The sequence below is a fragment of the Actinoplanes sichuanensis genome, assembly GCF_033097365.1.
GTDB lineage: Bacteria > Actinomycetota > Actinomycetes > Mycobacteriales > Micromonosporaceae > Actinoplanes > Actinoplanes sichuanensis.
Genome location: NZ_AP028461.1, coordinates 3,021,412 through 3,046,334, shown reverse-complemented (window position 1 = coordinate 3,046,334; position 24,923 = coordinate 3,021,412). Strand labels below are relative to the sequence as shown.

Genomic DNA, 24,923 nt, shown 5'->3' with positions numbered 1-24,923 from the left:
GGTGACCGCACCCGCGGCGGAGACGACCGTCCCGACCGGCCACGACGTTCCGCGTGCCGTCTCCGCCCTGCTGTTCGTCCGCGACCGTGGCATCTTCGTGCTCTGGGGCCTGATCCTCCTGGCCTTCTCCTTCTGGTGCGCCCCCTACTTCGCGACCCTGGACAACGCGCTGCTGATCGCCAACGCCGCCGCGCTCACCGCGATCTTCGCCGCCGGAGTCGGCTTCGGCGTGATGACCGGCGTGCTCGACCTGTCCCTGCCGGGCACCGCCGCGTTCGCCGCCTGCCTCACCGGCTGGTTGGTCACCAACGGGCAGCCGATCTGGTTGAGCCTGGTCGCCGGGCTGGCCAGTGGCGTCGCGATCGGCCTGCTCAACGGGCTGATCGTGCTGCGCGGCTTCAACCCGATCATCGTCACCATCGGCACCCTGTCGGCGCTGTCCGGGCTGGCCGCGGTGATCGCCGGCGGCTACACCTTCCCGGGACTGACCGGGCTGACGTTCATGGGCACCGACAGGTACCTCGGAGTGCCCGCACCGGTGTACATCGTCGCCCTGTTGTTCCTGGTCGGCACGGTGTTCCTGACCCGTACCAGAGACGGGATCCGATTGATGGCGGTCGGCGGCAACGCCGAAGCCGTCCGCCGATCCGGCATCCACGCCGACCGGTACAAGGTCCTCGGGTTCGTCATCTCCGGCCTGTGCGCCGCCCTCGGTGGGCTGGTCACCGCCGCGATCACCACCGAGGCCACCCCGGAGGCCAGCCCCAGCATCATCTTCAACGCCCTGACCGCCGTCGCCCTGGCCGGGGTGGCCCTGACCGGCGGGCGCGGCAGTCTGCCCCGGGTGCTGGTCGGCGCGCTGATCCTGGCCACCATCGCCAACGGCCTGACCATCCGCGGGGTGCAGCCCTACTGGGCGACCGTCACCACCGGCGTCCTGTTGCTCGCCTCGCTGCTGCTGGAACGCATCGTGCAGACCGGCGTCTCGAACCGGCTGATGAGCAGCGCCAACCTGTCGGTCCACAGGAAACAGGTGTGATCATGACCGCCGCACTGCAACTGACCGGCATCGACATGCACTACGGCTACGTCCGGGCGCTGTCCGGCATCGACTTCGCCGTCCAGCCGGGCGAGGTGGTCGGCCTGCTCGGCGACAACGGCGCCGGTAAGTCCACCCTGCTCAAGGTGATGTCCGGCGCGCACCGGCCGAGCGGCGGCACGATCGCGGTCAACGGCCGCGAGGTGTCCTTCCACTCCCCCAGCGACTCGGCGGCCGCCGGCATCCAGATGGTCTACCAGGACCTCGCCCTGGTCGACCCGCAGGACATCGCCACCAACCTCAACATCGGCCGGGAGATCCTGCGCCGCGGGCCCCTCGGCTGGCTCGGTTTCGTCGACCGCAAAGCCATGCGTAAACGCTCCGAGACCGAACTCGAACGCCTCGGCGTGCGCACCGCACCGATGACCCGACCGGTCGAGATGCTCTCCGGCGGCCAGCGCCAGGTGGTCGCCCTGGCCCGCGGTGCGATCCGGGTCTCCGGTGAGGCCGGCGGTGTCCTGCTGCTCGACGAGCCCACCGCCGCCCTCGGCTACGAGCAGACCAAACAGGTCGAGGCGCTGATCCGGCGGATGGCCGGGCAGGGCATCGCGATCGTTCTGGTCACCCACAACCTTCCGCTCTGCAACGAGGTCGCCGATCGGATCGTCGTGCTGAACCGGGGCAGCAAGGTCGCCGACATCGCCGTCGCCGACACCGACCCGGACGCCGTCGTCGGCTGGATCACCGGCGCCCGACCCTCCCAATTCGCGTGAAAGGCAGCGTTCATGGCTGACTCCCCGAACCGTCGGGTCCTCGTCGTCGGCGGCGGCATCACCGGCAGCACCCTGGCCCTCGCGCTCGCCCAGCGCGGCGCGCACGTCATCCTGGTCGAGCTGCGCCGCGAGCTCGGCGGCGTCGGCCACGGCATCACCCTGCAGGGCAACGCGCTCAAGGCGTTCCACTCGGTCGGCGTCCTCGACGAACTCGCCGAGAACGGCTGCGCCTTCGACAAGCTGCGGATGTTCCGGGCCGACGGCGTCCAGATCATGGAGATGCCGGCGCCGCCGATGGGCGGGCCCGGCCTGCCGCCGACGATGGGTGCGCTGCGGGCCCGGTTGGCCGACATTCTGGCCCGCCGGGTGGCCGAGGCCGGGGTGGACGTGCGCACCGGCACGACGGTGACTGCCATCGACGACCGCGGGCACGAGGTCGTCGCCACCCTGTCCGACGGCACCACCGCAACCGTGGATCTGCTGGTCGGCGCGGACGGCATCCGCTCCAGCGTCCGGTCGATGATCGGCATCGAGACACAGCCGCGGTCGGTCGGCATGGGCATCTGGCGGGTCGTCGCGCAGCGTCCGGCCGAGATGGACTGCTCCGGCGTCTACTACGGCGGGCCGAAGTACAAGGCCGGCTACACGCCGATCTCCGACGACCTCTGCTACGCGTTCCTGCTCGAAGGCAACCTCGACCGCTCGTTCGTCGGCGAACACCCCAACGGCAAGATCATGAAAGAGCACGGGCAGGGGTACGGCGGGGTCTGGGGCCGGGTCCGCGACAGCCTCGCCGACGACGCCGTCGTCAACTACCAGTACATCGAGGCGATCCTGGTCGACGAACCGTGGTTCCGCGGGCGGACGATCGTGATCGGCGACGCCGCGCACGCCTGCCCACCGCTGATCGCCCAGGGTGCGGCCATGTGCGCCGAGGACGCGGTGGTCCTGGCCGAGATGCTCACCGGCGGTGACGACATCGAGCAGGTGCTGCCCGCGTTCATGGCCCGGCGGCTGCCACGGGTGAAGATGGTGCTGGACAACAGCCTGCTGCTGGCCGAATGGGAGATCCACCCGGACACCCCCGGCGCCGACCCCGGCCGGTTGATGGGCCAGACCCTCGGCGCGCTCTGCGAGCCGGCGTGAACCTGATCGAACGCGGCGAGCCCGGCTTCGAACAGGCCTGCTCCGACCGGATCTTCAACCGGCGGCTTCCCGATCGGTCACCCGCCGCGGTCCTGCGGGCGACCAGCGAAAAGGACGTCATCAAGGGGGTACGCCTGGCGCGCGACCGTGGCTGGCAGGTCGCGGTCCGCTCCGGCGGGCACAGCTGGGCGCAGTGGTCGGTGCGTGACGACGCGCTCGTCATCGACCTCGGCGGCCTTCGGGAGCTGGGCTACGACGAGACGACCGGGATCGCGACCGCGTCACCGGCGATCCAGGGCGGTTCCGAGCTGGCGCCGTTCCTGGCGTCGCATGGGCGGTTCTTCGTGGGTGGGCACTGCCCGACCGTGGGGCTCGGCGGGTTCCTGCTGCAGGGCGGGCAGGGCTGGAACGCCCGCGGCTGGGGCTGGGCCGCCGAATACGTCGAGGCGATCGACGTGGTCACCGCGGAAGGAGACCTGGTCCGGGCGGACGCCTCGGTCAACAGTGATCTGTACTGGGCGGCCCGCGGTTCGGGGCCCGGCTTTCCCGGCGTGGTGACCCGATTCCACCTGCGGACACTCCCGGCGCCCGGCTATGTGGCGCAGACCGTGCAGGCGTACCGGCTCGACGATTTCGACGAAGTGATGACGTGGCTGCAGGGCATGCACGCCACCGTCGACGGCAACGTCGAGATCGTGGCGTTGACCAAGACCGACCGGGAGCTCTCGCCGTACCCCATCCTGCTGGTGACCGCGGTCGCGCTCGTCGCGGACGCACCGCAAGCCGACGCCGCGCTCGCGCCGTTTCGGGCCAATCCCGCGCTCGGGCGGGCCCTGATGGTGCGGGACGCGGTCCCGACGACGCTCGACGAACAGCGGGCCCGGCAGCTGGCCGACAACCCGGAGGGCCATCGGTGGGCCGTCGACAACGCCTGGCTCAGCGGCGACGCCGCGGAGGTGGTGCCGGCGATGCGGCGGGCGTTCACCACGCTGCCGAACGAGAAGGCGTTCACCATCTGGTTCAGCATGGCGCCGCTACGGGAGCTGCCGGACATGGCGTTCTCCGTGCAGTCGGAGATCTACCTGGCCGGTTACGTGCTGTGGCAGGACCCGGCCGACGACGACGCCCATCAACGGTGGCTGGCCGCCGCGATGGCCGACCTGGAGCCGGTGACCGCCGGCCAGTACCTGGGCGACAGCGACCTGACCCGCCGCCAGGTCCGTTTCCTGTCCGACGACGCCTGGCAGCGCTACCAGAAGATCGTCGCCACCCGCGACCCGGACGGCGTGTTCTGCGGCTATCTGGGTGGCACCCCCGACCGGCCGGTATGAGTGCGTGTCGTCGCGAGTGGGCACAGTGCCTGGCATGCAGCGCCAGGTATCGATGCGGGGGCGGCGGGCCGCGATGGTCGAGAGACTGGGCGGTGCGCCCGGCTGGTTCGTCGTCGCGTCCGCGGTCCTCGCCGTCCTCTGGTTTCCGGCCCGCCTGTTCCTCGATGGTGACGATCCGGTGGTCACGGTCATCGCCCGGTCGGGCCTGTACGGCGCCGTCTGGGCGATGATGCTGCCGGTCATCGAGTGGTGCGACCGCAACGTGACCCGGCGCCGAATCCGCCGGGCGAACGACCACGAGACGAGCGCGACACCCGGCCATGTGCGGCGGGGAGCGCTGGTCGGGCTGGCGGTGGGTGTGCCGTTCTACGGTGGCCTGCTCGTGTTCTGCCTGATCACGGGGCGGTCATGGTCGTACACCGCCATCTACGGCGTCATCCTCGTCGCCGTCGTCGCGGTCGCGGTCGCACGGCTACAGCGAAGCCGGCCTTGACGCACGGTCGTTTGCGGCCTCTCACCATCCACGACGGTTGCGGCTCTGGTGGCCGGCGCCGGGCTGTGGAGCTCCTGGATGACGGGCCGGTCGGTTGGCGTCCGGCTCCCCGGCGCGCTCTCGACCGTAACGAACGCAAAGGCCAGACACCCGAATGATCGCCCACCCTGAAACGCCGCTCTTCACTGTCTGTTGCCGATGAGCGGGTGCCGTTGGCCGTGGAGCCGGCCGCTGCGAGAATCGCGACGATGGATGAGATCGCGATTCGAATGCCCGTTTGCAACGGTAGTGAAGAGATGCTCGAAGTGGTGTTGGAACCCTACGGCCGGGACTACTGGCTCCAGCCCGGCGAGTCGTTGCTGGTTCACACCGCTCCTTATGATGACCACAGAGCAATTTGGCAAGGCACGACGAGGGGCAACGATCCCTTCGAGGTCGATTACCATCCTGGTCTCATCCGAGTGCACTTCAACGGCACCCACGGATGGGTCACCGACCTTGCCGACAACGAACTCGACTGCGGCCATCAGCGGCCATAGACCGAACACAGCAGCGCGGCGTGACCCTCCACCGTCCACCAACATCGACGCCTTGATCTGCCGATGAGAGTGTCATGCGCGCTAACACACTTGAGCCTTAAAGCGGCAAGGTTCGGCAAGACTCAAGAACGGATTTACAATGCTTAGCACCTGCACCTGCACCTGTTGGTCATATTAATGACACGATGAGAACATCGATTCCCTATGGAAGGCGATGTCGATTTTTCGGCTCTCGATCGATCTCCTCCCACCAGGAATTTGTCATCATTTTTTCAATCATGCCACTGCTGCATACTTCCTTGACGCCCCAAACTCGATGTGCAGCACGTTGAGAGAGCGGGCTTCCCGTCGCGCGCCAGAAGTAAGCACCCAGCGATTTCTTGCGCGGATCACCGAGCGTCAAATGCCGCATGAGATGAGTAATTAGTGCGCCAACCGGATTCGGAATAGTCTTCCCACCAATAGTCGCCCTAACGACGTTCTCGATCCTCGCATCGACGAACTCAATACCGCGATCGAAAGTTGATGCGAAGCGCAGCAGGTCTTGTTCTAGGGCAGATGGACCGAGGCGGTGTTCGCCGTCTTCATCCGGACCTATCATCCCGAAGTTTAGCCCACCCTCCCATGTTAATAGGTCGCTCACGGCAATGACAGCCGGCAACTCGCGAGGGTGGACCGCTTCTCCAACCAGGTCCTCGATCTCGCCGTCAATGACGGCGGTAGCGGTTACTGCATCCTTCCACTCATGGCTGTGGGCCAGTAGGCCGTAAAGGATTGGGCTAAACGCCTCGGTGTACAGCGTTGGAGAAAAGTAGGTATCCTCAAGTTTGCTGATTGCTGCGGCGTTCTTGAAAAACTTACCGAGGTGCCGCTTTCGTAAGGTATTCTTGCATTCGAACGCCGCGACAACCCCACCTGCCAGATAGATCTTCTTGTCGCGTAATTTGCGGGGGTAGTCACCTGAGAGAATAACAACATCGACTTGAGGCCCAGCTTCGCCATTCGATGATATTATCCGCCCTTTGGTTGCGACATGAAGATCAGCGGGAAGCCAATCCTCTAATAGTTTTGCCCAATTCGATTCACCCTCATCGCCAGCAGTTCCCGGGTCCTCTTTAGTCCGCTTGTAAATGCGAGCATATTCGTCCGCAATTTCGGCGGTAACTTGATCGAGGAAGATGCGAAGCTCGTGTCTTTCCAGCACCTGTACACCCTACACTTAGCCGCGTTCATTTTGCACCGTGCTGATGGCAAGGGAACCTAGATCATGGTCGCGATACTGGACCGTTCGGTACAACGGACCACCGCACTGGTCTGCCGCGAGTGGCGTGCGATTTGACCATGAGCCAGCCACGCGGGGTAGCCGTGCGCTTGGAGCGTGGCGGCGCCGGAACCCCAGACGTTCGGGATGGCCACGCCCGGCCCTCGGCAACCCGCTCCGGAGGGCTCGGTCAAGAGTGCCGTCGTAGTGTCGGACGGCATCTGCCAGGATGACGTCCCGAAGGTGAGGTTCCTCGCGTGAAGCTGACAAAAATCTCCGCTCGCGACTTCCTGTCGTTTGACACTCTCGAACTAGAGCTCGGATCCGGTCTGACCGTTCTGACCGGTCCGAACGGGGTCGGGAAGACAAACCTCGGGCGCTGCCTAGACCTGGCTCTGGCGGTGACCGCTAGGTACGCCGGTGATCAATTCACAGAACTGCTGGCTTCGTACGAGTCTGCGGGGCATCGGGGCGCTAGCGCGTACCGCGTAGCCCTGAGCCTGACACTCGACCAGCCATGGGAGCGCGCGCTCGTCCTGACCTTCATGCGAGCCGCCTATGCCTGCGGCGGCCTCGCTGACGCTGCAGAGAAACGCCGCACCGCCTCAGCACTCGACGCGATCGGCCGTGCCCGAATCACCGAGGAGTCACTGAGGCCTCTCTGGGCAGGCACGTTGCACATCCATTATGACGCGGGCATGCGTAGCCCATGGTTCGTTGCTTGGGAATTTGACTACAGCGGCCGCACCTGTCACATATCACTCGTCGGCGCGAACTCCGGCCAACTCCGCAACGGAAAGGCGGATCCATTCTGGCAGCCGGTCGACACTAGCGTCAATCTGACGATGGCGTTAACTTCGACGATTCCTAATCTAGACGTCGACGCGAATAACCAAGACCCTGAGGACCACCGGTTGATGGATCTTGCCAACACATTGCCCGGCACAGGCATGACAATAACTATGAACATGAATGTTCACGCGGACGGCTCAACTCCAACGCCACTGAGCCTCCGAGAATTGGCTGCGTCGCTTCGCGTATCGGACTACCACAACTTCAACTTTGAATTCGGTCACCTTTTTCAAGCCATCTTGCGAAGGCAAGTTGTTTTAACTGCCAATCGCCGCGTGCCTTTCAGGCGCCGATTCGTCCATGCCGATTTTGACGGAGCAATCGATATTCGCGACGGGAGTAATGTTCCAGCCGCGCTATTCCGCCTTAAGAATGGCGATGCCGCCGCTCAACGCCAGTATGCCGAGATCGAGCTCGCTTTCAACGAACTTACTGGCCGTGAACTCGGACTACGGTGTCGCCCTGAGCTGAGCCAGATCTCAGTCGATGGCCTAATCATCGAGCCAACAGTCGTTGTGGACAACGCCGAATACCTTATTGAGTTCGCCGGCGCCGGCGTTCAAGAAGCTCTCGTTCTGAGCACCCTAGTTCCAGGCGAGCCCGGTCGGATTATCGTTCTTGACGAACCAGCGGTCAATGCCGAACCCGCAATGCAGCGGCGACTCATCCGCATGCTTCGGACTGTAGGACAGTGTTTGATTATTACTCACAGTCCCGACGCGGTACCTGCCGATCGATTTGGGGACCTTGCGAACATCGTCCGGCTGGCACCTACTGAGGCGGGGCCGCGACCACGCCGCGCGGAATCGCTCAGCCAGCGCGAGTGGTCACGATGGCTAAAATTGCTTGAACCGACGCACGTAAGGGCATTGCTTTTTGCCAGCAAAGTAGTGCTCTGCGAGGGTGCAACCGAGGTAGGCGCACTTCGCCAATGGTGGAGTGAATCGAATGCTTGGCAACTTTCCACCCCGGAAGCAACCAACATGCCAATCATTGACGTCGGTGGTGATCACGGTTTCGGAGGCTACATTGAGTACCTCGACGCTTTCGGGATCCCTTGGGCTGCTATCGCGGACGGACCGGCATTCCGCTCCGGCAGCAAACTCTTACAACAACTTTCTCGAATGGGTCACGAGCCGGAGCCGCCACTCGATGAAGGCGTCGATTTCACTACGTGTCGCAACTACTGGGCACAGGTTGGCTTATTCACAGTGGCTGAAGAGTTTGGTGACGACGGCACGAAATCTGGAGAATTCGAGGCATTTCTTGAAAACCTCGATCGTGATCTTCTATCCCAAGTTCAGCTCGATATTGGGACAAGGAGCAAACCGCAGGTTGGTGCACTGTTCGCCACGCGCTACCCGACGCCTCCGGCAATCAAAGCCCTGCACAAGTCAGTCATGAACCATTTCGACGGCTGACAACCACCGCGCCGCCGGAATCATTGCGATGCCAGCACCGCACTCATTTTCCGCGATGTGCGTGGCGGCTGGCGAACTGGCCACCAATAAGCGTCGCAGGAAATTCCAACGGATGCCGTCTGGTAGCCTCGGCTGTTCCGTGCTCTAAAATTCCTTGCAATACTCATTGCATGCAGCCACCGGAGCCACCCCATGTCGCAACCTTAACCATCAGGGTCAACAAGCACACTCTCGATAGAATGGATCTCACCGGCCGTGTGATCGGCCTCAAAGGCGACGCGATCTTCCACCAAGCCATCGAGCTATACAGCGAAATAATCTGGCATATTACCCAAAAGAGGAGATTCTTCGAACTCCGGTGGGGATTCGGTAACGCTGGCCTCTGGGATGTGCGGATCGGGAACCCTCCGGGCAGTCGGCGAAGCCGTTCGACAAGATACTTGTGGCTCGGGCTATCCCTTGCTGTCGCAGCAGGCGCCTTCTTGCTGGGACGCCTCACTACGTAGCCCAGGGCGGCGCCCGCTCGTAGCCGCCGATAGCGCTTTCTCGCTCTGGCGCCGCCGCGGGTCTGCGGTGAGGTGCTACGGCGGCGTCGCTGGCCTGTCGCGCTGGGTGCTCATATGTCGGTGCCGTGGTCTTGGGCTGCAGCGTCGGCGAGCGCCTGGATCGAGGCGAGCACTGTGCCGGGTTGGTCATGGTGAATGTAGTGGCCGCTGTCCGGAATGTGGACGTGCTCGCCCCGCAGGTGGGCGTTGGCGGTTCGCTGGCCGAGTTCACCGGTCAACTGCTGAAGGGCCGAGGGCTTGCCGGCCGCGGCGGTGAGGATGCGCATGGGAATGTCCGGGGCGCTGGACTCCCTGCGGGCGGTACGAATCGCATGGCTACTCCGGTCGGCCAGCCTGTTCTCATCGCGGATGGTGGCAACCTGCGCGATGGTGGAGTAGGACGCGACGTAGGCATCCACGAGGTGCGCCCGGACGTTCGGGTCGTCGGTACAGCGCTCGGCGAGTCGTCGGCCCATTCTCTTGGCGGTGCGCGAGAACAGTCCGACGGCCTTCATCAGCACGATGCCAGAAAGCACGAGACTCGATGCGACACGCAGAGCGAGCGGCACGGCGGCGGTCATCTCCTCGTGGAAGGGATCGACCAGCAGCAGGCCGCGGGCACGGTCGGGCCGGGCCCGCGTGGCGAGTTCGGCAAGCAGGCCGCCCCAACTGTGACCGACCAGCACGGCCGGTCCGACCACATCCAGCAGGGCCGTCAGATCCTGCACTTGCGATTCAAGGGTCAGCCGTGGACGGCGGTCGCTGGCGCCGAGCCCGGCGCGGTCGTAGGCGATGACGCGATGGCGTTCGGACAGTTGCGGCAGGATGACCGCCCAGTCGAGCGCGACCTCCCCCGCACCGGCTACCAGAACGACCGTCGGGCCAGCCGAGCCGATCTCGATCCACGACAACTGTCGCCGCTGCTCACGGGCCAAGCGGCGGCGCACGACACGGCCGTTGGCCAACTCGGATAGTGCCGAGACCACTGGATCATCCTCTGACCTACTCATCGCTTCCCCGTCCGTCGTGATGCCCATCGATACGGTTATGCTCTCGAAAGAGTTGTTTCGAAACAAGTCCTCTGAGAGGGTGCCGTGTCGTCACGTCAGCTCGGTTCGGCGGCCATGCGCGCGCTGGCTCATCCCACGCGTATCGCGTTGCTGGAAGCGCTGCACATCCACGACACACTCACCGCTACCGAAGCCAGCGAGATCGTTCGGGTGACCCCTACCAACTGCGCCTTTCATCTGCGAACCCTGGCACGGTTCGGTTTCGTCGAGCAGGCCGGTACCGGGCCGGGCCGTCGCCGCCCCTGGCGTGCACTGTCAATGCCTCTGGTCATCTCCGACGTTCAGGAGAACGAGCAGGACACCATGGCCGCCCGCGCTTTGTCGGACGTGCTGATCCAACAGTGGATCGGCCGCATCCAGAGGATGCAAGCAGCGCGGCATGGCCAGGCTCCCGACTGGCTGGAGGTTCTGGGCGGATCGCAGGCCCTCGTCTATGCCACCGCAGACGAGATTCGTGCCATGGTGCAGGACATCCGCGCCGTGTTGAGCCGCTACGACGACCGGCTCAACGACCCGGCGCGCAGACCGACCGGGCATCGCGTCACTGAGCTGTTGCTGTTTACCCAGCTATACGAGCCCGCCGGCTATCCGCCACCGGACCGCGATCCGCTTGACCCGTCGACCGGCACGACCGCTACCACGACTCAGCACAAGTCAACACACTGATCTCTGCCGCCGATCGTGCGTAGCGGCGAACGTGAGTCACCCAGTTCTATACGTCTGACGTAGAACGGAACGTGGGCCTCACAAGATGTTGCGCGAGAGGCGCAGATACTTCTGCATTCGGCGAATGCACTCGTCGCGTTCGGCGGCCTGGTCATATTGGTGCCCCGGGCTGACCTCAATTTCCACATCCTTGCCGGCGGGTGGCGCGATGAGGGCTTCCTTGCGGAAGGTCTTGTTCTTGAGCTGGATCTTGTCAACCAGGGCGTCGTAAGCATCGCCGAGTTCGGCGGCGTCCATACGAAGCCAGCGACGGTGGAACGCCAATGCCACCTGGACGTCGGCGAGCATCCGTGCCAACTCGTCGCGGATCTCCGCCGTCTCGTTGTGCCGTCGGCGGAAAGTATAGGGAAGTTGTTGATAACGCTCGGCGGCGTCGAGGGCATCGGCGTAGCGACGCATGCGTTCCGTTCGACGACCAGCGGCGCCGTTGAGCAGGTACCCCACGAGGGCGGTCATGGCTGCCACGGCCGCGACCACAAGAGGAACGTAGTCCTTCACCGAAACAGTGTGGAGGGTTGTTCGTCTGGGTGGCAAACGTGCCGCCCGAATCATTCTAGTGGTCCTGCACAGCTAACCTTCGTTTGCTGCGCCGCATATACGGATCTGCCGCCGATAGTGTGTTTGATCGGCGGGCGCGCCAGGCTGGCGCCGCAGCCCGAGCAGCCGGAGTTACGGTCCTGATGCCCCCTGCGGATGTCGGCGCTGAACTCCACCTCTTGGAGAAGGTTACGGCGAACGCGGGTTTCGGTTTGGCGGGCGCACCGCTTCGATGAGCAGGACCAGTTGCCGCCGCGCCGCCTCCCACCGGAGACTGCGGGACGCCTCAGCACCGGCGGCGAGTAGGCCGGCAAGCTTCTGAGCCTCCGCGGCTACGTCGAGAACCGTCGGCTGGTAGCGGTTCCGGGAGATCATCCCTGATTCCTCCATGCCTCTCTGACAGGCAGCTGAGACGGCGATCGCGGCTATCCACGACGCCGTTGCGGGCAGCCCCTCGGCATGCGACCGAACGTCGAAGAAACGCTCGTGTGCAGACTTCAACGAATCCACTTCGGCGCTCTCCACGAAGCCCCGCGCGGCATCCAGGTAGGCAACCGATGCTTCCAGGAGCTCGGCCGGGAGAAGGTGCCCCACCGTCCGAAGCGACTGCTCGGCATAGTCGAGAGCCAAGACCGCGGCGAGGTCCTCGTCGACCTGCCGCAGCAATGACAGCAGCAGATCCGGGATGATGATCATTTATTCCGGGACGACCTTCCCGCATCAATGGATTTCCGGACCGCCTGCCACGCTGCGCGGGACTCGTTGGAAGGTACCCGCCCGCTGGCTGATGACGCTCAGGCCGGGACGTCGGTGGCCAGAAGGCTGTACATGTACATGTCGCGGCGTTCGTGTGCGACCGGCTGCCAGCTACGGAGGAGCCCTTCACGCTGAAAGCCGGCGCGTTCGGCCGTTCGCCAGGAGGATTCGTTCCAGGGCTCGACGTAGAGCTCGAGGCGGGCGATACCGGGAAGTGTCCATGCCCATCGGGTCAAGGCGCACAACGCAGCTGACGCGTAACCACGTCCGCGATACTGCGGCGTGAGCCAGTAGCCGATGCCGGCTCGGCCATGTCGATAGTCGTGCAGCCACAACCCGATCTGGCCGGCAGCCTGGTCCCCGACGGCATCGGCTATGGCGAACGAGTATCCGGCGCCCGAGGAAAGCCGCTCGTGCTGGCGCTTGATGAAGTCCAGGGCATCGGCGTGATGGCCGCTCACCGGGACGCTGGTGATCAAGGGGATCAACGGATCGGCGGCCACTGACATCACCGCCTCGGCATCCGCTTCCCGGAAGGGGCGCAGCCGGATCGGCCCCAGAGACAGGATCGGCATTTCGCTGGGCAGCACGAGGCCCAGGATCCTGGGAAGGGTCGGGGCCGATCAACGGAATTCCGCCGCATCGCTCCGGCTCCGCTGTCCGACATGCTCGATCCGAACGGTACGTGGTATGCCGACCTGCAGGCTTCCATCGGCGGCTGAGTCAGCAGGGTCGTGGCGCCGGCGGCTGGGCCAGCTCGGCGGCGAGGTGGTCGAGTTGGGTGAAGAGCCAGCGGTGGGCCGGGTCGGAGAGGCGGTCGGCGGCGAACCAGTAGCCCTCGGCCAGGACCACCTCGCCGAACGGGGGCTCGACCACGGTGATCGGGCCGCCGTCGGCCAGGTGCATGCGGGCCAGCCGCTCCGGGACCACGGCGACCATCTCGGTGCCCTCGATCACGAACGCCAGCGGCAGGAAACCGGACACCTGCAGGACGACGCGCCGGTCGATGCCGACCTCGCCGAAGACCCGGTCGACCGGGGTGAGGATGCCGGGGCCGAACGCGGCCACCGCATGCGGTAGGACGGCCAGGTCGTCCAGGGTCAGGCGGCCGCCGGTGAGCCGGGAGTTACGGCGGTCGGCGATCACCACCATCCGGTCACGCCACAGCGGCCGGGACTCGCCGGGGAAGCCGAAACCGAGCGGGGCGATCAGGGCGTCGTGTTCGAACAGGATGCGTTCCGATGTACGGGCGTTCGGGCCCAGGTGCTCGATCACCAGCCGTACCCCCGGCGCGGTCGCACTCAGCAGGCGGACCAGGGGCTCGTGCATCACCGCGATCGCGTAGTCGCTCATCCCCAGCCGGAACGAACGTTCGCTGGTGGAGGCGTCGAATCGGCCCTCGACGTCCAGGGCGCGGGCCATCAGCCGTACCGCATGCTGCACTTCTGGCAGTAAATCGCGGGCGAACGGGGTCAACTCGTAGTCGCGGCCGGCCCGGACCAGAAGCTCGTCGTCGAACCGGCGGCGCAGTTTGGCCAGGGCGGCGCTCATCGCGGGCTGGCCGACGTCGAGCCGGGCACCGGCGCGGGTCACGTTGCCCTCCTCCAGCAGCACACGCAGAAAGAGCAGAAGATTGAGATCGGTACCGCCCAACGTCATCCCATGGCCTCCTTGTGCCCGACACTAAACGGGTGAAGGAACGGCTGCGGGAAGTCGACGCCAACCTGTTGCTCTCCCTGCATGCGCTGCTGGAGGAACGCAACCTGACCCACGCCGGCGACCGGATGACGATGAGCCAGTCGGCGATGAGCGGCGCGCTCACGCGGCTGCGAAAACATTTCGACGACGAGCTTCTGGTACGGGAGGGGCGCGGCTTCGTGTTGAGTCCGCTCGCCGGCCGGTTACGTCCGGTCGTGGCCGAGGCCGTGGAGGCGGCGGAGGCGCTGCTCGGCGCGCAGCGGGAGTTCGATGCGGCGGCCAGCACCCACCGGTTCGGGGTGAGCATGTCGGAGTATGCGATGACGGTGCTCGCCGAGCCGCTCACCCGGCTGGTCGCGCAGCGGGCGCCGGGGTGTTCGCTGGCGTTGGATCCGCTGGAGGTGGGGCGCGAGCAGTTCGAGTCGCAGCTGATGCGGCGGGATCTGATCGTGGGGCCGCTCGGGTACGACTTTCCCGGGCGTACCCAGCCGGTCTTCACCGACCATCTGGTGTGTGTCGTGGCCCGGAATCATCCGCGGCTGGTGGACGGGGCGCTCGGGCTGGCCGATCTGCGGGCCATGCCGCATGCGGTCGCCCAGTTCACCGCCGCGGGCAGCCGGCGGCGGCCGTTGGAGGTGACGCTGGAGCAGCACGGGCTCGCCGATCGGACCGTGTTGGTGCAGGTCACCAGCCTGTTGACGCTGCCGTTCGCGGTCGGCGGGACGGGCATGTGCGCGTTCGTGCCGTCTCGGCTGGCGCGGCGGTGCCTGGACATCCTGGACCTGGTGATCGCCCGGACTCCCCTACCGACCGTGCACATCACCGAGGCGGCGCATTGGCATCCGCGGCGCGAGAACGATCCGGCCGTGGTGTGGCTGCGGCGCCTGCTGTACGACGTGGCGGTCGCCGTGGAGGATCACGCTTGAAGGTCGGGTGGTAGCGGGAAGCCGCCGTTCGCCCAGGTCTCGGAGGTGGCGGCGGTGATGGCGAAATCGTCGTCCTGGAGCGAGCCGAGCCCGACGTGGTAGACGAGGGTACGGCCGGGGATGATCGCGCGGTGTCCTCGTTCGTCGTTTCCGCACGGTGTCTCAGTGAACTCAGCGCTCTGCAGTGCCGTTTCGCGACCGCCCGGCGCAGCGATGCGTCGACGCGCGACGAGTTGCTGCTGGTGGCCTTCACCGGCACGTACGGCGCGGGCAGCGGCGACGCCGTGTTCATGCGGGCCGTGCTCGCCCTCGCCGTGCGGGCGTTCGCCCCGGCCGGGGTGGTGCTGGACCTGCGCGAACTCGACTACCGCTCGGGCGACATGATGGCCACAGTGCTGAACGACGTGATCGTCCGCGGCGTCGATCCCGCGGTCGTGGTCTCCGACACCTGCCGCCGGGCCATGACCACCCTGGTAGCCATGGAAATGGGCGAAGACCCTGCCGAGTGGCTGTTCGACAGCCCCGACGAAGCCTTACAGGCCGTCGACGCACGTCGAATCCGATGAGTGGATGTAGCGGAGAAGGTTGAATGACATGATCGACGGCAATGAGCGGCGGTGAAGATTCGATTCTGGGTGAGGCGCGTCAGCATCATCGGAAGCACGTGAACGCGGTGCTCCGACGGCCCGGTATGTACGGCCGTGACGAGACGGCCGAGCAGTTACTGCTGGGTGCGATGGCTGCCGTCGACGGCAACTCGACGCGGTGGGCCGCAGAGTTCGCCGGGCTCCGGGAACGTCACGCCTTCACCGCCACCGGAGTGCAGGGCGCTTACCGCGACGTGCTGCCGGCAGACGGGTTGCGTGAGGCCACCGCATCGATCTACGCCGGCATCGCCCATCGATGCGGCTGGCTCGACCTGGATCGGACCTTGTCAGCAGCCGAGTATCAACGGTTGGCCGCCGACATCGGCGACTGGGTCACCGAAGACCGGACGCTTTCCGAGGCCGTCGACAGGTTCGGCGCACCGTCGCTGTGGATCGGCGGCACCAATCCCCTCTCGCCCAAAACGCTCTGCTACGCCACGGCGAGTCCGAACGACGAACTGCTCTGTCTCCATCTGTGGAACACGTTCGCAAACGACGGCGCCGAGGGGCGGCATCCGGAACCGGTGGTGTTCGCCGTGCGCCATCGACCGGGCGATTTCCCTGGTTCGTTCTCGTTCACCCCGGAAGGCGAGCGTCGCCGGCCCGGCACCGGCCGGCAGAGTCGGCTGCGCCCGACCGTGTGGATCTTTCACGGCGAACAGGCACGATACGCCTCCGCCGTCTTCGAGACAGACGAGGCCGGGCTCGCCTGGGCGGCTGAGCACGGTGTGACCGGCATCCTGGCAGAGTATCCCTACGGAGGTGCCTACGACGCCGCCGTCACCGAAGGCCGGTTCACGCCGTCCAAGCCTCACCACGGCACCACGAACCACGTCGCCGCCTTCAGTCCCGGCCTACGGCACATCCATCTGGTCAACGGCCGGCGAGACTGATCGGCATCCGCTTCTGCCACAGTCCGCGCTCATGCCGACCGCTGCCGTCGCTCAGTTGCCGGCGCATTCGGCGCCCGGGAGGGGTTGCGGCTTGTCGTCGCCGACGAAGGTGAGGGGTCGGTCCAGCGGGAGGTCCCGAGTTGTCGTGAGGCCCCACCAGCTCACTCTGAACCGTAGGGCGTCGATGGTCATGTAGCTGTTCTCGGCCATGGTGGGCTGGCACGCCGTGTCCAGCGACCACAGGACGGTCGTCTCCTGCCCGGGATCCAGCGTCACCGACGTCTGGCGGGTCGTATCGTCCTGGAAACCCGAAACGCCCGGCACGAACGTGACCTGCTGCTTCTTGAACCAGGCGATCGTGTCGGAGACGTCGAGGCCGTGCACGGTGAAGGGCAGCCGACCGTCGTTGCGGAGGCTGAACGTGGCGGTCAACGTCGCGACCGGCCGGCCGCGCGCCACCAGGCGGGTGTCCGTCACGCCGTCGTTGGCCCAGGTCATGCCGGCCCCCGGGCCGGTCACGCTGCCCTCGGCCATCCGAGGACTGCCCCACCACACGAGGCCGGATGCGAGCACGGCGATGAGGGCTACGGTGCCGATGGCGAGTAGCCACCGCATTCGTCGCGAGCGTACACCGGGCCGGGTCACGTCGCTTTGCTCGTCCATCTTCACCTCCATGCCGCACCCCTCGCGGGCCCGCCAAGAATGATCATGTCGTGCGGCGCCACGCCGGCGACGGGCCGTTCACCAAAGGGCCGGTGCGATGGATGACGTCAACTCGGCTTGAGCCGTTTCTCGAAGGAGAGCTGGTTGTACGGCGAGTCGCCGTACGCGTCGATCTGCTGGTAGCCGCTGCTGCGGTAGAGCGCTATCGCCTCGCTGAGCGTCTGGTGGGTTCCGAGGCGGATGGTGTCGACGCCGTGGGTGGCGGCGTCTGATTCCAGGTGGTGCAGGAGGCGGCGGCCCAGGCCGAGACCCCGTGCGTGGGTGTCGATCCACAAATGCCGGATCTCCGCGGTACGGGGATCGAGCCGGACCCAGGCGCCGCAGCCGACCGGTTCGTCGCGTTCGCGTGCCAGGAGCAGGCCGCCGGTCAGGTCGTCGGGCCTGGTCAGGGTCGCCTGGTCGTAGCCCTCCGGGAAGAGGGTCGCCAGTTCGGCCGCGTACCGCTTCAGGCACCGCCACGCCTGCGGGTCGTCGGTCGCCACGGGTGTGATCGTGATGGCGGCCAGGCGGAGCAGGCGCCGGATCCGGTGCTGGGCGGCCGCGAGTTCTTCCTGTTGTTCGGGGCCGAGTCCGTCGAGCAGGGCGGCGACGTCGGCGCGTGATCGTTGGTCGAGCGTGTCGCGTTCGCGTCGGCCGGCGTCGGTGAGCTCGGCGATCCTGGCGCGGCCGTCGCGGGGGTGGGGGACGACGCGGACGAGGTCTTGGTCCTCCAGGCCACGGAGGAGCCTGCTCAGGTAGCCGGAGTCGAGTCCGAGTCGGTCGCGTAGCTCGCGGAGGTCTCGCCGGTCGCCGATCTCCCAGAGCAACCGGGACGGTCCGAGGGCGCGGTCACTGCCGAGGTAGCGATCGGTGAGCAGGCCCAGGCGCTGGGTGTAGAAGCGGTTGAAGTCGCGTATCTGCTCGATCAGGTCCGGCTCCATGTCCCGAGAATATCTGACCCAGGTCAGATAATTCTGGTGTCAGGTGTGCTGAACTGGAGGCATGCTGTTGCGTCCCGCGGAACTGGCGGCGATCCGTGCCGGTGATGTCGATGTGGCGTTCCGTCGCTGGGAACGGCCTCGGCTCAAGGTCGGTACTCGAATGCGTACCGCGATCGGGTTGGTGGAAGTCACGTCGGTCGACCGTGTGCCGGTGAGTTCGCTGACCGCCGCGGAGGCCCGCCGGGCCGGCGCGGTTTCGCTCGCCGCGCTCCGGCAGGGGCTGGACCGTCTGCACGCCGACCGGCCGGTGTTCCGGGTCGGGTTGCGGTATGCGGGTGCCGACCCGCGGCACGCGCTGCGTGAGGCGGTGCCCGACGCTGCGGAGATCGACACGATCGTCGCGTGGCTCGACCGGCTCGACCGGTCCTCCCCGGCCGGGCCCTGGACCCGGGAGACCCTCCTGCTGATCGACGAGATGCCGGCCACCCGGGCACCTGACCTGGCGAAGCGGATGGGGCGCGACACTGCGGCGTTCAAACAGAACGTCCGCAAGCTGAAGGAACGCGGCCTGACCGAATCGCTCGACATCGGTTACCGGCTCTCCGCGCGTGGTGCCGCCGTGCTGGACCACGAGGGGCATCCCCGATCCTCGGTGGACCGGCCGGAGCCGGAGCCGGGCACCCCGCTGCCGCACCTGGGCGCGGCCGCGACCCGTACGCTCACCGCTTGTGGTCTGCACCGTCTGGAGCAGGTCGCCGGCCTCACCGAGAGTGAGGTGCGGGCACTGCACGGAGTCGGGCCCTACGCCCTTGATCGTCTGCGGGCGGCGATGGAGGCGGCCGGGCTGTCCTTTCGTGACGCGCCGCCTCGCTCCGGAATTCGGGGCGACGGCGTGGGCTGACATCGGTCATGATCTTCGGCATGGCGGAGCATGAGTCGGCTGAGGTGTGGCGGCGGATCATTCGCGGTGACGGCAAGTCGTGGGTGGTGTTCGCGCACGGCACGTGTGTCGTGCTTCCCGCGCCGAGTCCGGCGGAGGTTCTGGCCGACCGGGCGGTGGAGATCCTGCGTGAGTACGGGCCTGTCGTCGGCGGCACGCCGGCCGGTGACTTCGGCACCATCACCCTGGATCCCGGCCCCGGGTGGGTGGTCTACGGGCACCACAACGACGTGCTGAACCACGTCGGTCCCGACGAGGTCGCCGACCCCACCGACGTCGCGGTAGGCCTGCACGGCCGTGCCAAGCGGGACCGCGACGGCCGCGAACTCGACGTCGTACACGTCGAGGACAACCGGCCTCGGTGATCATCTAGGCTCGCCCGGGTGGGGTACTCGGGATCCATCGTGGTGGCACGGCCCGACCGTCTACTCAGTAGGCAGGACGGGGTGCAGGGGGTCGGACCGCAGCACAATCTCCTGCGGGAACTCGGCGGCGGCTGGCAGATGTTGGAGAGTCTCTCGCGCGAGCCGTCGCCCGACCTGGCCAGGGTGTCGACGGCGGTCGCCGCGTCCACCGGCCGGCCCGCGCTGACACTCGACGTCATCGACAGCGATTGCGCGGTGATGTGCGCGGCGACGCCCGGATGGACCGGGCCCCTGACGCATCTGTGGGACGTGCGCCGGCCGTGCCCGGCCTATCACCATCAGCCCGCCGGCCATCTGCCGCCGGTCCTCCGCGAACCTGAGGAGGTCGCGGCGGAACTGGTCACCTGGGCGGAGACGGCAGAGCTCCGGCCGGACCCGGAGCGGCTGCTGGAGATCGTCTCCCCGCCGGACGGAGGTGCCGACCGTGACCGGCTGTTCGCCCTGGTCACCGCGGTCGGTGTGGAACGGATCGGACCGACCCGGCGGTGGTCGGTGCCGGTGCGGTCCTGGCCGTTCAGCCCGGTCGTCGGCCGCTCGTCGAGTCTGGGCGCCGTGGCACGCTCCTATGCACGCGATCGCGCGGAGGATCCGGCGGGCTGGGCCGACGAGCCGGAGCAACCGTGGGAGGCGGCGGCCATCGCGCTCGAAGCCGAGGTGTGGGCTTCGCTGTTCGACGACGGCGTGGACGTGATCGCACTCGCACGCCGGGCGTTCGCGGTGTATCAGGACTACGCCCGGCATACCTCTCTGAAGCGGGATCTCGCGAAGGACCAGGAGTGGCTCGACGAGTTCGAGGCCACGTTCGCCGCCGGTGGTGTCCGGGCCGAGATGATGTTCGACCCGGAGTGGCGTTGAACGTCAGATCATGCGGCGCCGCACCCGCCACACCACGACGCCGATCAGGACCACCGCGACGGTGACGAACAGGGTCGTCTCGATGACCTGGAACGTCCAGAAGCGGCCGGCCGGGTGGTAGACCGCGACCTGTTGGATGCCCCGCGCGTGCAGGAACTGATTGAGGTTGGTGCCGGCCTGGTCGGCGGCCGCCTCCAGGTCGTAGTACTCGGTCGCGCTCAGTCGGCGCCCGGCGGCGTCCGCGTAGCCACGTTCGATCATCCAGTCGGCGGCACTCGACGCGGGCCACCCCTTCGCGCCGCCGACGGGGACCGGCTGCAGGGTGGTGAGCGGGGTGTCGTACGCGGGGCGGGCCAGCAGTGCCACCGACATCCGGGCGGCGAGGAACGCTCCGAACGCGACGCCGAACGCGGGCAGGCTGCGCCGTAGGATCGCGCCGGCGGCGGTGGCGGCGGCGAACGCGAACAGTGCGTACGCCACCGGGACGAGGCCCTCCAGGTCGAAGGCGTCGTACTGGAACCGGCCCTCCCACGCGTCGAACGGCTGCCGGAACCAGGTCAGCACCGCGGTGAACATCGCGGTGAGCACGACGGTGACGCCGGCCAGTGCGACGAGTTTGGCCGCCAGCCAGCGCATCCGCGGTACGGCCTGCGTCCACGCGAGCTGCCAGGTGCCGTCCTCCAGTTCGCGGGCGAGCAGCGGCGCACCGAGGAACGCACCGATGACGACGGGCACCAGGTAGAAGGCCGCCAGGAGGTTCTCGAGATACCCGTACTCGTCGTCGAGGCGGCGGAAGGAGGCCGTGCAGTCCTCTGCCCCGCACCGCGCGGGACCGCCGGGGAACAGGTCGTGGGCCTGCATGCCGAGCACGAGCAGGGCGGCGCCGAAAACGGCGACGATCAATCCCAGGACGCAGATTTCGGTACGGTGCTGGCGCCAGATCAACCACGTCATGCGGCCACCGCCGGCTCGGACGGGCGGCGCAGGTAGGCCAGTACCAGTTCCTCCAGCGCGACCGGCTGCGGCTGCCACCCCGGTGCGGTCGGGAGCGCGCCGTCGCGTACCAGAAGAGTGGTGTGCCTGTCGCTGTGCACGGCCTCCACGACGGTGCCGGACCGGTCGAGGTCGGTGGCCGTGCGGGGGCCGACGAGCAGCCGGTGCTCGGTGAGCAGGGTGTCGATGTCACCGGTGAGCGTGACCCGACCGTGGTTGAGCACGATCAGGTGGTCGCAGACGCGTTCCAGCTCGTGCACGACGTGCGAGGAGAACAGGACGGTGACCCCGCCTTCGGCCACCGCACCCATCAGGGTCTGCATGAACTCGTGCCGGGCCAGCGGGTCGAGGCTGGCCACCGGTTCGTCGAGGACGAGCAGGTCCGGCCGTTTCGCCAGGGCCAGGGCCAGCGCGACCTGGGCCTGCTGCCCGCCGGAGAGCGTGCCGGTGCGGCGGTCGAGTGGGATGCCCAGCTTCGCCAGCCGGCGTTCGGCGAGCCCCTGGTCGAACCGCAGGTTGCAGGCCCGGCCGAAGCGGAGCATCTCGGCGACGGTGAACCGCTTGTAGAGCGGGTGGTCCTGGGCCAGGAACCCGATCCGGGACAGGGTCTGCGGGGTGCTGGCGGTGACGTCGTGGCCGAGAACCTCGACCGTGCCGGTGCTCGGTGCGAGCAGTCCGACGGCCAGGCGCAGCAGTGTGGTCTTGCCCGCGCCGTTCGGTCCGACCAGGGCGATCACGCCGCCGGTCGGCAGGGCCAGGGTGCAGTCGCGCAGGGCCCAGCCTTTCCGGTAGAGCTTGCCGACCCCGTCGGTGCGCAGCGCGAACTCGGTCGCCGTCACGCCACGTCCTCGTTCCTGGTCTGCTGGTGGACGGAGGTGAAGAGCGCGTTGACCGCCTGCTCGTCGAGGCCCGCCGCGTAGGCGCGGTCCAGCCAGGTGGCCAGGCCGCGGCGCAGCGACGTGTACGTCGATGGCGACATCACGGCCGACTGCTGTTCGTTGACGAACGTGCCCTGGCCGGGGCGGCCGGTGACCAGGTTCTCCTGTTCCATCTGCCGGTACGCCTTGGCGACGGTGTTCGGGTTGATCGCCAGGTCCTCGACCACTTCGCGGATGAGCGGGAGGCGGTCGCCGGGTTGCAGGAAGCCGAGTAGCAGCGCCTGGCGGACCTGTTGGACGAGTTGCAGGTACGGCGGCACGCCGGAGTGGGTGTCGAGCCGGAAGACGAACATCGGAGCCCCTTACTGCTTTACTAGTTAAGTAGTAAAGCAGGTGGAGACTACACGATCCAGGGTTCCGGCGGTCAGGTCGACCTCGTAGACGTCCGGCAGGCGAAGGCCGTCCCAGAAGGCGATCGGGTCGGCGAGGTCGGTGGTTGCGGCCGCCCACAGCGTCATGGCCATCCCGTGGGTGGCGACGACCAGTGGTCGGATGCCCGCGCGAGTCCGCCAGTGCCTGATTCCAGCGTCGAATCGTTCGATGACCTGCCGGTGCGGTTCCCATCCCGGATGCTCGGTGCCGGCGAGGTAGGCGCGCCGCCGTGCCCGGAAGTCGCCGTCATACGGTTCGTCGCGGGCGATCTCGTTGAAGCGGACGTCGGTGAGCACCTGCCCGGTCGGCTCCAGCGTCTGGCGGGCTTTGGGTTCCCGGCTGGAGACCAGTACGGCGTTCGCCGGGAGGATCTGCTTGAGTGATTCGGCGGCCTGCCGCCCGGCCGCGTCGAGCTCCCATCGCTCGGGTGGGACTTCCGGGTCGAGAACGGGCATGGCGTGCCGGACGAGGAACAGCATCCGCCGAACGGTAGCCGACGCGCTCGTCGCGGTCCGGCCGTCGAGCCGGGCCCGGCTTCAGACTTCCCGGTCCGGGAGCCAGATGGCGACGTCCCCACCGGGTACGCAGACCAACAGCAGGTCGTTGTCGGCCCTGACCTGCCAGGATTCGTACATCTCGTCGGGTTCGGCCACCAGCCGCACGTCGCCGAAGCCGATGGTCAAGGAGCCGTCCGGGCTGAGGCTCACCATCGTGGTGTCCGCGTTCAGCAGAGGGATGATCGCTTCGGCGACCTCGGCGGTCACCGGATCGGCATACCGCTCCACCCGGCCGGGCCGTGAAACGCACAACCGCCCTTCAACCAGGATCTGGTGGTACGGATCTCCGCTGAACTCCAGCAGCACGCCACCACCCATGCGAAAACGGATCAACGAACGCCCCTGGATCTCCGCCAACTGCCGGTTGACGAGGTCGAGGTCCTCCGGTGTCACACCCATCACCAGATCATGCCGCTCCTCGGCGGCCGGTCGACTGACACCACGGGTCGGGTGATTTCGACCGGTGAGCGAACACCGACACCTCAGCCCTTCGGTTCGCGGACGTCGGTGCCGTGCTCGGCATACTCCTTGAAGTCCTGCATGTGCTGCAGCGACTGCTTGCGGAAGACGCCCGGCATCAATCGCCCCATCAGCCGCATCGGGACGTTGCTGAACCGGAATTCGTTCTCGCTCACCCACAGCGTCGCCTCCGGGCCGGCCTCGGTCAGGCGGTCGCGTACGGCGTTCCACATGCCCTCGGCGACGATTTCGCGCTCGAAGTGGACGACGGTCTCGCTCGGGATCTCCTGCAGGTCGGCCGGTTCGCGGCGGGTGATGGTCTCGGTGCATTCGATCTGCCGGCCGCCCGTCCCGAACACGACACGAGACTCGGTGCCGACATGGCCGTGCATCCCGGTCAGCGGCTCGTGGAGCACCAGGCCGCGCAGCCATTTCGGCATCTGTGCCGGGTCGGCGAGCATCTGCACCGCCCTCTCGCGGGGCACGGCTATCTCGATCGAGACGCTGTATTTCATGGCGACATCATCCCGGCCAGCCATTGCGCGTGCTCGCGCATGCGGAACACGTCGTCGGGGAACCAGCTCTCCCATGGCCGGTCCAGACTCATCCATGCGGCGGGCTGGCCGGGCTCGGGCGTGAGCGGGACGGCCGCGTCGACGATCGCGGCGTAGGACAGGCTCAGGGCCGGTGGCTTCTCCGGATGGAACGAACGCACGCAGGCACCGGCCGGCTGGGCGAAGAGCTCGGCACGCACACCGGTCTCCTCCTGCAGCTCACGGCGTGCGGCGTCGCGGGGTGCCTCCCCCGGCTCGACCTGGCCGCCTGGTGGCACCCAGCCGCGCCACGGATGCCGTACCAGAAGGATCCGGGAAAGGTCTTGATCGAACGCCCAGACCTCGGCGCCCAACGGGTCCACCGGGTCGCGGTCGACGGAGGCCACCCAGGCCGCGACGTCGTCGAAGGCGACCCGGGCGATACCGACGTCACCCAACGCGGCCGCCAGCGACCGCCGCTGCAACTCCTCGCGACTCATGCCGGCAACCTATCGGGAGGGTACGACAATTCAGCCGACGGACGGAGTCGGCGGA

29 protein-coding genes are annotated in these 24,923 nt (G+C 67.0%); 14 read left to right on the top strand and 15 right to left on the bottom strand.

Features of this window, described 5'->3' with window-relative positions; translation table 11 throughout:
- The first annotated feature begins 1 nt into the window (after window position 1).
- From Q0Z83_RS13585 to Q0Z83_RS13560, 6 genes are all read left to right on the top strand, one after another.
- Entirely contained in the window at window positions 2–1,039 is a 1,038-nt protein-coding gene (locus Q0Z83_RS13585; RefSeq protein WP_317794254.1) for an ABC transporter permease, read from the top strand.
- 2 nt (window positions 1,040–1,041) lie between these two features.
- Window positions 1,042–1,812 (top strand): ATP-binding cassette domain-containing protein, encoded by a 771-nt coding sequence (locus Q0Z83_RS13580; protein ID WP_317794253.1) that lies wholly within the window; start codon window positions 1,042–1,044, stop codon window positions 1,810–1,812.
- Window positions 1,813–1,824: 12 nt separating this feature from the next.
- Complete coding sequence (locus Q0Z83_RS13575; RefSeq protein ID WP_317794252.1) at window positions 1,825–2,958, top strand: FAD-dependent monooxygenase; 1,134 nt, start codon at window positions 1,825–1,827, stop codon at window positions 2,956–2,958.
- The gene (locus tag Q0Z83_RS13570; RefSeq protein ID WP_317794251.1) at window positions 2,955–4,289 is read left to right on the top strand and encodes an FAD-binding oxidoreductase; all 1,335 of its coding nucleotides are present in this window, start codon (window positions 2,955–2,957) and stop codon (window positions 4,287–4,289) included. Before Q0Z83_RS13575 ends, Q0Z83_RS13570 begins: the two co-directional genes overlap by 4 nt.
- Before the next feature lie 34 nt (window positions 4,290–4,323).
- The gene (locus Q0Z83_RS13565) at window positions 4,324–4,782 is read left to right on the top strand and encodes a hypothetical protein (RefSeq protein ID WP_317794250.1); all 459 of its coding nucleotides are present in this window, start codon (window positions 4,324–4,326) and stop codon (window positions 4,780–4,782) included.
- Between the two features lie 248 nt (window positions 4,783–5,030).
- Window positions 5,031–5,321, top strand: a complete 291-nt coding sequence (locus Q0Z83_RS13560) for a hypothetical protein (RefSeq protein ID WP_317794249.1) — start codon at window positions 5,031–5,033, stop codon at window positions 5,319–5,321.
- A 202-nt stretch (window positions 5,322–5,523) separates the two neighbouring features.
- Here Q0Z83_RS13560 and Q0Z83_RS13555 read toward each other — a convergent pair whose 3' ends face one another.
- Window positions 5,524–6,525, bottom strand: coding sequence for a DUF6602 domain-containing protein (locus Q0Z83_RS13555; protein WP_317794248.1), 1,002 nt, complete (start codon window positions 6,523–6,525; stop codon window positions 5,524–5,526).
- A gap of 314 nt (window positions 6,526–6,839) precedes the next feature.
- Between Q0Z83_RS13555 and Q0Z83_RS13550 the strand changes: the two genes are divergently transcribed.
- The gene (locus Q0Z83_RS13550) at window positions 6,840–8,855 is read left to right on the top strand and encodes an AAA family ATPase (protein ID WP_317794247.1); all 2,016 of its coding nucleotides are present in this window, start codon (window positions 6,840–6,842) and stop codon (window positions 8,853–8,855) included.
- Between the two features lie 616 nt (window positions 8,856–9,471).
- Here Q0Z83_RS13550 and Q0Z83_RS13545 read toward each other — a convergent pair.
- Complete coding sequence (locus Q0Z83_RS13545) at window positions 9,472–10,437, bottom strand: alpha/beta fold hydrolase (RefSeq protein WP_317794246.1); 966 nt, start codon at window positions 10,435–10,437, stop codon at window positions 9,472–9,474.
- A gap of 57 nt (window positions 10,438–10,494) precedes the next feature.
- On the opposite strand from Q0Z83_RS13545, the gene Q0Z83_RS13540 reads away from it, so the two are divergent.
- Window positions 10,495–11,136, top strand: a complete 642-nt coding sequence (locus Q0Z83_RS13540; RefSeq protein ID WP_317794245.1) for a winged helix-turn-helix domain-containing protein — start codon at window positions 10,495–10,497, stop codon at window positions 11,134–11,136.
- Window positions 11,137–11,214: 78 nt separating this feature from the next.
- Here Q0Z83_RS13540 and Q0Z83_RS13535 read toward each other — a convergent pair whose 3' ends face one another.
- From Q0Z83_RS13535 to Q0Z83_RS13520, 4 genes are all read right to left on the bottom strand, one after another.
- Window positions 11,215–11,694, bottom strand: a complete 480-nt coding sequence (locus Q0Z83_RS13535) for a hypothetical protein (RefSeq protein WP_317794244.1) — start codon at window positions 11,692–11,694, stop codon at window positions 11,215–11,217.
- 228 nt (window positions 11,695–11,922) lie between these two features.
- Entirely contained in the window at window positions 11,923–12,429 is a 507-nt protein-coding gene (locus Q0Z83_RS13530) for a hypothetical protein (protein WP_317794243.1), read from the bottom strand.
- 98 nt (window positions 12,430–12,527) lie between these two features.
- Complete coding sequence (locus tag Q0Z83_RS13525; protein ID WP_317794242.1) at window positions 12,528–13,079, bottom strand: GNAT family N-acetyltransferase; 552 nt, start codon at window positions 13,077–13,079, stop codon at window positions 12,528–12,530.
- A 133-nt stretch (window positions 13,080–13,212) separates the two neighbouring features.
- Window positions 13,213–14,148, bottom strand: a complete 936-nt coding sequence (locus Q0Z83_RS13520) for a LysR family transcriptional regulator (RefSeq protein WP_317794241.1) — start codon at window positions 14,146–14,148, stop codon at window positions 13,213–13,215.
- A gap of 32 nt (window positions 14,149–14,180) precedes the next feature.
- Here Q0Z83_RS13520 and Q0Z83_RS13515 point away from each other — a divergent pair, with 32 nt between their 5' ends.
- The 3 genes from Q0Z83_RS13515 (at window position 14,181) to Q0Z83_RS13505 (ending at window position 16,653) form a co-directional block, all read left to right on the top strand.
- Complete coding sequence (locus Q0Z83_RS13515; protein ID WP_317794240.1) at window positions 14,181–15,113, top strand: LysR family transcriptional regulator; 933 nt, start codon at window positions 14,181–14,183, stop codon at window positions 15,111–15,113.
- A 131-nt stretch (window positions 15,114–15,244) separates the two neighbouring features.
- Complete coding sequence (locus tag Q0Z83_RS13510; protein ID WP_317794239.1) at window positions 15,245–15,679, top strand: hypothetical protein; 435 nt, start codon at window positions 15,245–15,247, stop codon at window positions 15,677–15,679.
- 98 nt (window positions 15,680–15,777) lie between these two features.
- Window positions 15,778–16,653 (top strand): DUF7710 domain-containing protein, encoded by an 876-nt coding sequence (locus Q0Z83_RS13505; RefSeq protein ID WP_317794238.1) that lies wholly within the window; start codon window positions 15,778–15,780, stop codon window positions 16,651–16,653.
- A gap of 51 nt (window positions 16,654–16,704) precedes the next feature.
- On the opposite strand, the gene Q0Z83_RS13500 is transcribed toward Q0Z83_RS13505, so the two are convergent.
- Window positions 16,705–17,268, bottom strand: a complete 564-nt coding sequence (locus Q0Z83_RS13500) for a hypothetical protein (protein WP_317794237.1) — start codon at window positions 17,266–17,268, stop codon at window positions 16,705–16,707.
- Between the two features lie 155 nt (window positions 17,269–17,423).
- Window positions 17,424–18,296 (bottom strand): MarR family winged helix-turn-helix transcriptional regulator, encoded by an 873-nt coding sequence (locus Q0Z83_RS13495; protein WP_317794236.1) that lies wholly within the window; start codon window positions 18,294–18,296, stop codon window positions 17,424–17,426.
- A gap of 61 nt (window positions 18,297–18,357) precedes the next feature.
- Here Q0Z83_RS13495 and Q0Z83_RS13490 point away from each other — a divergent pair, with 61 nt between their 5' ends.
- Genes Q0Z83_RS13490 through Q0Z83_RS13480 form a run of 3 tightly spaced genes read left to right on the top strand, consistent with a single transcriptional unit; the run spans window position 18,358 to window position 20,516 of the window.
- The gene (locus Q0Z83_RS13490) at window positions 18,358–19,197 is read left to right on the top strand and encodes a hypothetical protein (RefSeq protein WP_317794235.1); all 840 of its coding nucleotides are present in this window, start codon (window positions 18,358–18,360) and stop codon (window positions 19,195–19,197) included.
- A 20-nt stretch (window positions 19,198–19,217) separates the two neighbouring features.
- Window positions 19,218–19,601: a hypothetical protein gene (locus Q0Z83_RS13485; RefSeq protein ID WP_317794234.1), complete on the top strand. Its 384-nt coding sequence runs from the start codon at window positions 19,218–19,220 to the stop codon at window positions 19,599–19,601.
- An 18-nt stretch (window positions 19,602–19,619) separates the two neighbouring features.
- Complete coding sequence (locus tag Q0Z83_RS13480; protein ID WP_317794233.1) at window positions 19,620–20,516, top strand: hypothetical protein; 897 nt, start codon at window positions 19,620–19,622, stop codon at window positions 20,514–20,516.
- Between the two features lie 3 nt (window positions 20,517–20,519).
- Here the strand turns inward: Q0Z83_RS13480 and Q0Z83_RS13475 are convergent, their stop codons facing one another.
- The 7 genes from Q0Z83_RS13475 to Q0Z83_RS13445 all read right to left on the bottom strand — a co-directional run bounded on the left by Q0Z83_RS13475 (window position 20,520) and on the right by Q0Z83_RS13445 (window position 24,868).
- Window positions 20,520–21,470 carry an ABC transporter permease subunit gene (locus tag Q0Z83_RS13475; protein WP_317794232.1) on the bottom strand — a complete coding sequence of 317 codons (951 nt, stop codon included), beginning with the start codon at window positions 21,468–21,470 and terminating at the stop codon, window positions 20,520–20,522.
- Complete coding sequence (locus tag Q0Z83_RS13470; protein WP_317794231.1) at window positions 21,467–22,348, bottom strand: ABC transporter ATP-binding protein; 882 nt, start codon at window positions 22,346–22,348, stop codon at window positions 21,467–21,469. The genes Q0Z83_RS13475 and Q0Z83_RS13470 overlap by 4 nt, the downstream gene beginning before the upstream one ends.
- Window positions 22,345–22,740, bottom strand: coding sequence for a GntR family transcriptional regulator (locus tag Q0Z83_RS13465; RefSeq protein WP_317794230.1), 396 nt, complete (start codon window positions 22,738–22,740; stop codon window positions 22,345–22,347). Before Q0Z83_RS13465 ends, Q0Z83_RS13470 begins: the two co-directional genes overlap by 4 nt.
- A gap of 24 nt (window positions 22,741–22,764) precedes the next feature.
- Entirely contained in the window at window positions 22,765–23,298 is a 534-nt protein-coding gene (locus Q0Z83_RS13460; protein WP_317794229.1) for a histidine phosphatase family protein, read from the bottom strand.
- 57 nt (window positions 23,299–23,355) lie between these two features.
- Window positions 23,356–23,775 carry a DUF6188 family protein gene (locus Q0Z83_RS13455; RefSeq protein ID WP_317794228.1) on the bottom strand — a complete coding sequence of 140 codons (420 nt, stop codon included), beginning with the start codon at window positions 23,773–23,775 and terminating at the stop codon, window positions 23,356–23,358.
- A gap of 83 nt (window positions 23,776–23,858) precedes the next feature.
- A complete protein-coding gene (locus tag Q0Z83_RS13450; protein ID WP_317794227.1) occupies window positions 23,859–24,350 on the bottom strand; it encodes an SRPBCC family protein in 492 nt (163 codons plus the stop codon).
- A complete protein-coding gene (locus Q0Z83_RS13445) occupies window positions 24,347–24,868 on the bottom strand; it encodes an NUDIX domain-containing protein (RefSeq protein ID WP_317794226.1) in 522 nt (173 codons plus the stop codon). Before Q0Z83_RS13445 ends, Q0Z83_RS13450 begins: the two co-directional genes overlap by 4 nt.
- Between the last annotated feature and the right edge of the window lie 55 nt (window positions 24,869–24,923).